General features: G+C 66.1%; 11 protein-coding genes and 1 pseudogene. 2 read left to right on the top strand and 10 right to left on the bottom strand.

Annotated features, from left to right (window positions below):
• Window positions 1-22 precede the first annotated feature (22 nt).
• From VGD93_RS12820 to VGD93_RS12865, 10 genes are all read right to left on the bottom strand, one after another.
• Window positions 23-358: a hypothetical protein gene (locus VGD93_RS12820; RefSeq protein ID WP_395012547.1), complete on the bottom strand. Its 336-nt coding sequence runs from the start codon at window positions 356-358 to the stop codon at window positions 23-25.
• A 62-nt stretch (window positions 359-420) separates the two neighbouring features.
• Window positions 421-1122: a VIT1/CCC1 transporter family protein gene (locus tag VGD93_RS12825; RefSeq protein WP_395012548.1), complete on the bottom strand. Its 702-nt coding sequence runs from the start codon at window positions 1120-1122 to the stop codon at window positions 421-423.
• A gap of 68 nt (window positions 1123-1190) precedes the next feature.
• Window positions 1191-2084: a cation diffusion facilitator family transporter gene (locus VGD93_RS12830; RefSeq protein WP_395012549.1), complete on the bottom strand. Its 894-nt coding sequence runs from the start codon at window positions 2082-2084 to the stop codon at window positions 1191-1193.
• 4 nt (window positions 2085-2088) lie between these two features.
• Window positions 2089-2493, bottom strand: coding sequence for an OsmC family protein (locus VGD93_RS12835; protein ID WP_395012550.1), 405 nt, complete (start codon window positions 2491-2493; stop codon window positions 2089-2091).
• Window positions 2494-2504: 11 nt separating this feature from the next.
• Window positions 2505-3350 (bottom strand): VOC family protein, encoded by an 846-nt coding sequence (locus VGD93_RS12840; RefSeq protein WP_395012551.1) that lies wholly within the window; start codon window positions 3348-3350, stop codon window positions 2505-2507.
• A 4-nt stretch (window positions 3351-3354) separates the two neighbouring features.
• Window positions 3355-4218, bottom strand: a complete 864-nt coding sequence (locus tag VGD93_RS12845) for a universal stress protein (protein ID WP_395012552.1) — start codon at window positions 4216-4218, stop codon at window positions 3355-3357.
• Window positions 4218-5294, bottom strand: coding sequence for an ACR3 family arsenite efflux transporter (arsB, locus tag VGD93_RS12850; RefSeq protein WP_395012553.1), 1077 nt, complete (start codon window positions 5292-5294; stop codon window positions 4218-4220). Before arsB ends, VGD93_RS12845 begins: the two co-directional genes overlap by 1 nt.
• A gap of 21 nt (window positions 5295-5315) precedes the next feature.
• The gene (arsA, locus tag VGD93_RS12855; protein ID WP_395012554.1) at window positions 5316-7067 is read right to left on the bottom strand and encodes an arsenical pump-driving ATPase; all 1752 of its coding nucleotides are present in this window, start codon (window positions 7065-7067) and stop codon (window positions 5316-5318) included.
• 100 nt (window positions 7068-7167) lie between these two features.
• Window positions 7168-7809, bottom strand: coding sequence for an arsenite efflux transporter metallochaperone ArsD (gene arsD, locus VGD93_RS12860; protein WP_395012555.1), 642 nt, complete (start codon window positions 7807-7809; stop codon window positions 7168-7170).
• Window positions 7806-8183: an ArsR/SmtB family transcription factor gene (locus tag VGD93_RS12865; RefSeq protein WP_395012556.1), complete on the bottom strand. Its 378-nt coding sequence runs from the start codon at window positions 8181-8183 to the stop codon at window positions 7806-7808. Before VGD93_RS12865 ends, arsD begins: the two co-directional genes overlap by 4 nt.
• A 179-nt stretch (window positions 8184-8362) precedes the next feature.
• Between VGD93_RS12865 and VGD93_RS12870 the strand changes: the two genes are divergently transcribed.
• Complete coding sequence (locus VGD93_RS12870) at window positions 8363-8881, top strand: arsenate reductase (azurin) small subunit (RefSeq protein WP_395012557.1); 519 nt, start codon at window positions 8363-8365, stop codon at window positions 8879-8881.
• Between the two features lie 11 nt (window positions 8882-8892).
• Window positions 8893-9239, top strand: a pseudogene (locus VGD93_RS12875) (arsenite oxidase large subunit); the annotation flags it as partial.

Below are 9239 nucleotides of genomic sequence, written 5' to 3' on the forward strand. Positions count from 1 at the left end.
GGACAGAGATCGAGGGACGGCATCAGAAGCTGATCACGCTCGCGCCTTCGGCGGCGAAGCGCGGAAAGGCAAGTGCCGCCGATTCCAATGCCAGATTGCGGGCGCGAAAAGCGGCCTCGGCGCCGATCTGCTGGGCAATGCCGATGCAGGTCGTCACCGTCACACCCGCCTTCACCAGAGCGTCGATCTGTGCATTGAAATCGGCCTGCGCGGCGTCGGCCAGCATCCGTTCCGCCGGACCGAAGACATAGACCTCCAGCGAAGCGTCCGGTGTGCTGCGGATCCGCTCGGCGAGCGCGGGCACGGTTTGGATCGAGGCCGGGTCGGCATGAAAGAGATGAAGCACGGTCTTGGGCATGAAAGCCTCCTGAGGTTGGCGGCCCCGCAGGACAACCGGTTGAAATTTCTCTCTGTGGCGCCCTAGACTGCGGTTCCCACAAGCGCGCCGATCCCGGCGGTCAGCGCCATGGCGAGCGCCCCCCAGAAGGTCACCCGCAGCGTCGCGCGCCAGACGGGCGCGCCACCAGCCCGGGCGCCGATCGCCCCCAGAAGCGCCAGAAACAGGAGCGAGGCGATGGTGACTGTCCAGACCAGCAGATCGGCAGGCGAGACCACAACCATCGTCAGCGGCATGGCGGCGCCGACGGCGAAGGTGAGCGCCGAGGTCAGCGCCGCCTGGATCGGGCGTGCTGTCGTCACCTCGGATATTCCCAACTCGTCGCGCAGATGCGTGCCGAGCGCGTCCTTCGCCGTCATCTGCGCCGCGACCTGCCGGGCAAGGTCCGGTTCGACCCCGCGGGCGACATAGATCTGTGCCAGCTCGTCCAGTTCGAACTCGGGCTGAGTGGCCAATTCAGTGCGTTCACGGGCAAGATCGGCGCCCTCGGTGTCCGATTGCGAACTGACCGAGACATACTCGCCCGCCGCCATCGACATGGCGCCCGCGACCAGCCCGGCGATGCCCGCCACCAGCACTTCGGAGGTCGCGGCCGACGCCGCAGCGACACCGACGATCAGGCTGGCGGTGGACACGATGCCGTCATTGGCCCCCAGGACGGCCGCCCGCAGCCAGCCGATGCGGGAAACAAGGTGTGTCTCGGGGTGAAGGGTGACCGCGCGCATCAGATCGACTTTCGTTTGAGGAGATGGGGACTCGAGCGTTTCATGGGTTCAATCCCGGCATGGCGACCTCATGTCGCCAGACAGACACCCGCCCGCTCGCAGGGCGTGGTTTCGAGTTGCAGGGTGACATGGCCGATCCCGAACGCATGCTCGAGGTCGTCGGTCACCTGATCAATGAATGCGTCCGCGTCAGGTCCTTGCCAGACCACATGCGCCGCCAGCGCTGTCCGCGTCGTCGAAATTGCCCAGATGTGCAGGTCGTGCACGTTGCTCACCCCCGGGCGGTCGCCGATCCAGGTGGCCACCGCCTGCCGATCGATGCCGTCCGGCACGCCGTCGAGGCTGAGATGCAGCGATGCGCGGAACAGCCCCGCCGCCGTGACGGCGATCAGCAGGCTGACCGCGATGGCCACGGCCGGGTCGATCCATGTCTTGCCGGTCAGGATGATCGCGATGGCGGCCAGCACCACCGCACCCGACACCGCCGCATCGGCCGCCATGTGCAGGAACGCCCCCTTGGCGTTCAGGTCGTCCTTTTGCGACCGCATGAACAATAGCGCCGATCCAGTGTTGACGACGATCCCGATCAGCGCCACCCACAGGATCGTGCCGCCCGGCACCTCGACCGGCGTGCCAAAGCGGCGCGAGGCCTCCCAGATCACCGCGCCGACGCCGACGATGATCGCGATGGCGTTGAACATCGCCGCCATGATCGTCGCGCGCCCCAGCCCCCAGGTATGGACCTGCGTGCCCGCGCGCTTGGCCAGCACCGCAGCTCCCCAGGCAACCAGCAATCCCGCGACATCGGTCAGATTGTGCGCGGCGTCGGCCAGAAGCGCCAGCGAGCCGGTCAGGAAACCGGCCGTGGCCTCGACGATCACATAGCCGACGTTCAGCCCGACGGCGAGGCGGAAGGCGGGGCCAAGGTCCTTGGGCGCGGCATGGGCGTGATCGTGAGGCATGGGATCAATCCTTCCGGCGGATCGTGCCGGACAGGTCCGTCGCGCCGGCCAGGGTGTTGTAGATGGTGCCGTATTTCTGAAGGTTCTTGTGCAGCAGGGCGAGACGCGCGTCGGTCTCGTCGGTGTCCACCACGATCTCGTAGTCGATGCGGATCATCTTCGGCGGGCTGTCCTGCCTGACCCCGTGCAAGCTGACCTCGACCCCGCGCAGCTCGAACTTGAGCATCGGGATCACCCGCTCGGTCCCCTTCAGGATGCAGGCGGCAAGGCTCGCCAGCAGCATCTCGGCCGGGTTGAACGCATCCGCCCGCCCGGCCATGTCGGTGTCCAGCACGATCCGGGCTTGCTTGGTTGTTGCTTCAGAACCGTGACTGTCGATGCGGCGGGCAAAGACGCGGTATTCGAGCATGACATATCCTTTCAGGCGGCAGGTGCGGTGCCGGAAACAAGGTATTCCGGGGCCTGATCGGCGGGCATCTGCGCCAGTTCCTCGGTTGTCAGGCGGGCATAGATCTCGATCAGCGTGCCGTCGGGATCGGTCAGCCAAAGCTCGTGCAGCGGCGTGCCCTTCCAGGTCGTGCGCGGCGGCTTTTCGACATGCGCTCCGAACGCAACCGCGCGGTGATAGGCGTCCACCACGGCCGCCTTGTCCGGCAGGGCGATCCCGAGGTGGTAGAGCGTGTCGTGGTGCAGATCCTTGCCGTCGGACACAACCAGAACGAAGTTCAGGCCCAGGTCGGGTCGGATGAAGGTCGCGTAGCGATGCGTCCATTCCTTGGGCCAGGTGTTCAGAAGCCAGCCGTAGAACCGGGTGCTCTCGGCCAGGTCGCGTACGCGCAGGCTGGCGTGGAACTCGGTCCCCTTCGGTCCTTCGAGCAGGTCCAGCAGGCTGGCGAGAACCTCGATGCGGGCCTTGATCTGGTCGCGCGCGGTCCGGAAGGCGGCGATGTCGTTCGTCGCAGCGGGATCGGCGATGGGCCAGTGCAGCCGCCGAACGGGACCGGGGACGTAGGGGCAGACCTCTTCGGCGCAGAGCGTCACGATCATGTCGGCGGACCCGGGGGAGACGTCTTCGAGCGGTTTTGACCTGTGCCCGGAGATGTCGATGCCCGCCTCGGACAGGGCCTTGACGGCTAGCGGATTCAACTGGCCCGGTGCCGAGCCTGCGCTGGCGACTTCGATCGTGCCGGGCAGCATCGCGCGCGCCAGCCCTTCGGCCATCTGGCTGCGGGCGGAATTGGCGACGCAGAGAAACAGGATACGCATGGGATCAGACCTCGTTGTTCTTGAGTGGCACCATCAGCACGGGCCGACGCGCGATTTCGCAAAGACTGGCGGCAGTGGAGCCGATCACCATGCTTTCGACCCAGCCCTGTCCGTGCTTGCCGACGACGATCAGATCGGCGTCACGCTCGGCGGCGGCCCGGGCGATCTCTTCCGAAGGTTTGCCCTCGGCCAGTTGAACCTCGGACGTTCCACCCGCCGCCGCAATCTCGTGGGCGATGTTGTCGAGTGCGGCGCGCGCCATCACCGGCCAGCGCGCGTAGCGGGCAGCCTCATCCGGACTGACGACATGGAGCAGGTCGACGACGCCAGCGCGGGGGGCCAACAGCGCTACCGCATCTTCTGCGGCACGGGCCTGAGGCGAAAAATCGGTGGCCAGCAGCACCCGCTTCAGCCCGGCGTGACAGGCCCGCTCGCAAGCCGCTTCGCCATCCTTGCCGGTGGCCTCGATCCATTCCAGCCGGACCGGGAGGTGGCTCTGCCGAAGGACCTCACGCGCAACCGAGCCGAGGAACAGGCCGCGGACCATGTTCTGACCGCGCGACCCGATAACGATCAGGTCGGCGCCGTACTCGGAGGCAGCCTGCAGGATGTCCTTCGCCACCTCGCCAGCGGCGCGGATGTCGATCTCGACCTCCAGCCCCGCTGCGCGTAGCGGTGCGGCGCGGTCCGATAGCCATTCCTCGAGCGCAGCCTTGTTGCCGTATTCGGCTCCCTGGCCGTAACCCACCTTGACCACATGGATCAGGAAAACGCGCGTGACCCCCAGGTCGCGCAAATCGGTCAGACAGTCGAGAAGCGGCCCCTGGGCGGCCGAGTGATCGAGTGAAATCAATGCGGTACGAAACATCAGTTTTGCTCCCTTGTCTTGTGTGCGCGGATCGCGGTCTCCTCTGCCGGGAACCAGTGCGTGGTGCGGTTGGCGAACCAGACCAGCGACAGCATCACCGGGACCTCGACCAGCACGCCCACCACGGTGACCAGTGCGGCGATGGAATTGAGACCGAAGAGCCCGATGGCGACCGCGACAGCCAGCTCGAAGAAGTTCGACGTGCCGATCATCGCGCAGGGGGCGGCGACATTATGCGGGACGCGCCAGGCCTTCGCCGCCCAGTAGGAGATTGCAAAGATGCCGTAGGACTGGATCAGCAGCGGGATCGCGATCAGCCCGATGACCAGCGGCTGCGAGAGGATGACCTCGCCCTGGAACCCGAACAAGAGCACCACCGTCGCCAGCAGGCCGACGATGGAGAAGGGCTTGATCTTGGCCGTGAACGCGCCCACCGCCGCCTCGGCCGCTGCCGGGTTGGGCGCGCTGCGGGTCATGAGTGTCCGCGTCACGATGCCCGCCGCCAGCGGGATCACGACATAGAGCCCCACCGACAGCACCAGCGTCTCCCACGGCACGGTGATGTCGGTCACGCCCAGAAGCAGCGCCACGATGGGTGCATAGGCAAACACCATGATCGCGTCGTTGAGCGAGACCTGCGCCAGCGTGTAGTTCGGGTCGCCCTTGGTCAGTTGCGACCAGACGAAGACCATCGCCGTGCAGGGCGCGGCCCCCAGCAGGATCAGCCCCGCGATGTACTGGCCCGATGTACCGGGCTCGATGAAGGGGGCGAAGATCCAGTCGAAGAACAGCACGCCCAGGGCGGCCATGGTGAAGGGCTTTACCAGCCAGTTCACCGCCAGCGTGATGATGAGCCCCTTGGGGCGTTCGTGCACCTTCGACAGCGCCCGGAAGTCGACAGCCACCATCATCGGGTAGACCATGGCCCAGATCAGGATCGCCACGACGAAGTTGACCGAGCCGTATTCGAGGCTGGCGAGAAAGCTCACCAGCCCCGGCGCGATCTGACCTAGCGCCAAGCCGGCGATGATCGCCAGCGCGACCCAGATCGAGAGATAACGTTCGAATGCGGACATGAATGAAGTCTTCCCTTGAAGTTACGCCAGCGCCGGCTCGCGGCTGGTAAGTGCGCGCAGGCGTTCGGCGCCCACCGGGTCTTCGGCCTGCATCGGCACCACGGCGTGGCGGGTCGCCAGGCTGTCGCGGACCGATGCGATCTCTGGCGCCTCGGTTGCGGCGCGGGCGGCGAGGATCGGGTGAGTGGTTCCGGTCGCGGCGAGGCTCGCGTTGACGACCCAGCCCCAGGGCTCGATCCCCGCACGGCGCAGGTCGTCCTGCAATCGGGCGGCTTCCAGAACCGGCGTGGTCTCGGGCAGCGTGACGATCAGGATCTTCGTCTGCGCGGGGTCCTGCAGCCGCATCATCGGCGTGGTCATCCGCGCCGCGTTCTCGCCCGCGTGCCGCAACACGTCCCGGTGATAGGAACCCGTTGCATCCAGTAGCAACAGCGTATGGCCGGTGGGCGCGGTGTCCATGACGACAAACTTGCGCCCGGCCTCGCGGATCACGCGCGAGAACGCCTGGAACACCGCGATCTCCTCGGTACAGGGCGAGCGCAGGTCCTCCTCGAGCATCGCGCGGCCTTGCGCGTCGAGGCTGCCGCCCTTGGTCGCCAGGATATGGTCACGGTAGGCTTGCGTCTCGGTCTGCGGGTCGATGCGGCTGACGGTCAGGTGCGGCACGTCGCCCGCCAGCGTCTCGGTCAGGTGCGCGGCGGGATCGGTAGTGGTCAGAAGCACCTCGTGCCCGCGCGCCGCCAGCTCGACCGCAACAGCCGCGGCGATGGTCGTCTTGCCGACCCCGCCCTTGCCCATGGTCATCACCAGCCCTTTGCCGGCGGCCTCGATGCCGTCGACCAACGCGGCAAGTGGCGGCAGATCGGTGTCGGTCTTGCGAGCCTTGGCAGCTGCCAGATCGACCGGCGCGCCCATGCGGCGCAGAGCATCAATGCCGACGAGGTTCTCGGGGCGCAGCGCGAAACGCGCTTGCGGCAAAGCCGCAAGGGCCGCATCCATCCCAGCCAGCGCCGCCTGGTCGCGCGCGATCAGGCTGGCGGCCAGCGCATCGTTCATGTCCGCCTCGGGCATAAGCCCGTTGATCGCCAGATGCTGGTTGCCGATGCCGATCTCGGCCAGTTCGCGCGACGTCCGAGCGGCCTCGGCCAATGAACTGGTGCGGGGACGGGCCACCAGGATCAGCCGGGTGCGGGTCGCATCCGACAGGCTGGCCACCGCCGCCGCATAACGGGCGCGCTGTTTCTCCAACCCCGCCAGCGGGCCAAGGCAGGAGGCATCGCCACCTGTTTCCAGAAACCCGCTCCAGGCGCCGGGGAGCTTCAACAGGCGGATGGTATGGCCGGTCGGGGCAGTGTCGAAGATGATGTGATCGTAGGCCCCCGTCACCGCATCATCGGTCAGAAGGGCCGTGAACTCATCGAAGGCGGCGATCTCGGTGGTGCAGGCGCCCGAGAGTTGTTCCTCGACGCCCTTCAGGGCTTTCTCCGGCAGTACGCCGCGCATCGGCCCGACGATGCGGTCGCGATACTCGGCCGCCGCCGCCTCCGGGTCGATCTCCAGCGCGTCGAGCCCCGGCACGGCCGCGATTGGCGTGATGTGATTGCCGATCTCGACTCCAAACACCTGGCCGACGTTCGATGCCGGGTCAGTCGAAACGAGGAGCACCCGCCTGCCTTCATCGGCAAGACCGACCGCTGTGGCGCAGGCGAGCGAGGTCTTGCCCACGCCGCCCTTGCCGGTGAGGAATACGAATTTGGGCAGGTCGTTGAACATGAATTCTCCTTTCGCCGCCCATGATGGACGGTCGGTATTTCTTGCAGTGTCGCCGCAATGACGGCGACGTGCCTTGCGATGGATCAGCCTACCAACTGCTTCAGCAGCAGCTTCCGGCCTTTTCCTTGACGGGCGCCGATTTCGTGCTGCCGCCGCAGCACCCCGTAGCCGCGGCCGGCTCGGCCTTCGGCGAACCGCAGCAGGACGAGGCCTTGGCCGGTTCCGGGATCAGCTTCTCCGCCAGGGCTTGGATGTTCTTGGCCGAGGCTTCCTTGACCATGCGGCCCACCGCGATGGCCTCGCGCATCTGCGCGTCCGTCAGCCCGACCTCCTGCGCCTTCTTGGTGTGGTATTTCAGACAGGGCTCGCAGCTGGCGGCAATGGCCGCGCCGAGCGCGATCAACTCGCGCACCTGTTCGGTGATCTCGAGTTCGAGCGCGGCAAGTCCGGCCCATTCGGCGAGTTCGGCGCGGGAGGGATAGTGCGCCTTGGCCTTGAGCGCGCCATCGACCAGGAAGGCCGGAAGATCGTCGCCTTCGCTGTCCTGCATGATCTGGCGAATGGTTTCGTTCGCGGCAAATTCGGCAGGTTCACGGCTGAGCCCGAAGCGGCGGACAATCACGCCCTGCGCCTTCAGCCAGTCCAGGTCTGCGGCCAGATCGACAAGCTTCTGGTCCACATCGGTGCCACAGATGCCGGTCGAGCAGCACATGGCGGGGTCATAGACGGTCAGGGTGGTCATTTCGCGATCTCCTTCGGAACGCAGCCTTGTGGGGTGTAGCAACACGGCGCTTCGCCTTCCGGCGTGCGCGCGGCGATGGCCTCGATCAGATCCCGGATCGGCACGAGCGCCGAAGGGTCGAGCGAGTAGCAGATACGGGGATAGTCGATGGCGCCCGTCACGATCCCGGCGTCCTTCAGGATCCGCAGATGTTCGGAAACCGTCGATTGCGCGAGCCCAACCTGATCCACAATGTCCCCGCCAATGCAGCCGGGCTTCGAGAGCAGGAAGGTGATGATCCTGACGCGGGCCGGATGCGCCAGCGCCTTGGCAATCGAGGCGATCTGGTCCGCCTCGATTGAAGGAGTCGGCGCCACGGTGTTTCGATCCAGCATCTCACAAGCCTATGTATCGTTGATGATCGATACATATGGATCGGCGGTCGGCGATACAAGTGGAATTTTCCAGAGGATCGGGTGTGGGGCGCGCTATTTTTTTTGATGTCGAAGCACAGCCAGCATTGTCGACGCCTTGCCCGAAAACTGATAACCTAAGCAACAGGGAGGAACTAATCATGAAATGCAGCCGTCTGGTCGACGTCGGTCGACGCCAATTCCTGCGCGGTGGCCTTGTCGCCGGCGCCGGCGCAGCGGCCACGTCGTTTATGCCGCAGCCTGTGCATGCGCAGACGGCGCTTGCCCGCGTCGATTACCCGTCGAACCGGCTCGCCAACATTGCCGACCTCAACGAGAACGAGCCGCTCGACATCGCCTATCCCGACGATGACAGCCCCGGCGTGCTGCTGAAGCTCGGACAGCGGGTCGAGGGCGGTGCGGGCCCGGACGGCGACGTTGTCGGGTTCTCGGTGATCTGCCCGCACAAGGGCTTCTACATGAACTACAATGCCGACGACCGGACGCTGAACTGCCCCGGCCACTACTCCCGCTTCGACGTCGAGAAGGGCGGCCAGCAGGTCTGGGGCCAGGCGACGCAGAACCTGCCGCAATTCACGCTGCGCGTGGACGAGAACGGCGACATCTTTGGCGAGGGCGTGGACGAGTTGCTCTACGGCCGCGTCTCGAACGTGCTCTGAGGGAGGGGACCATGGCCTACAAGCGACAGATCGACCGCCTGCCGATCCCGCCCGCGGACGCGGTGCGCCACAACGTCGTCTGCCATTACTGCATCGTCGGCTGCGGCTATCATGCCTATAGTTGGCCTGCGAACCGGCAGGGCGGCACCGCGCCGGAGGAAAACGTTTTTGGCGTCGACCTTTCTCAACAACAATACGCCGAGAGCGAGGCGTGGTACACGCCCTCGATGTACAACCTCGTCAAGCAGGACGGGCGCGACGTCCACCTCGTCATCAAGCCCGACTACGGCTGCGTCGTGAACTCGGGCCTCGCTTCGCCCCGCGGCGGACGCATGGCCGAGATGAGCTATTCCACCGC

Origin of the sequence: Devosia sp., assembly GCF_036406155.1 — a bacterium.
In the GTDB taxonomy this organism is placed as follows: domain Bacteria; phylum Pseudomonadota; class Alphaproteobacteria; order Rhizobiales; family Devosiaceae; genus Devosia_A.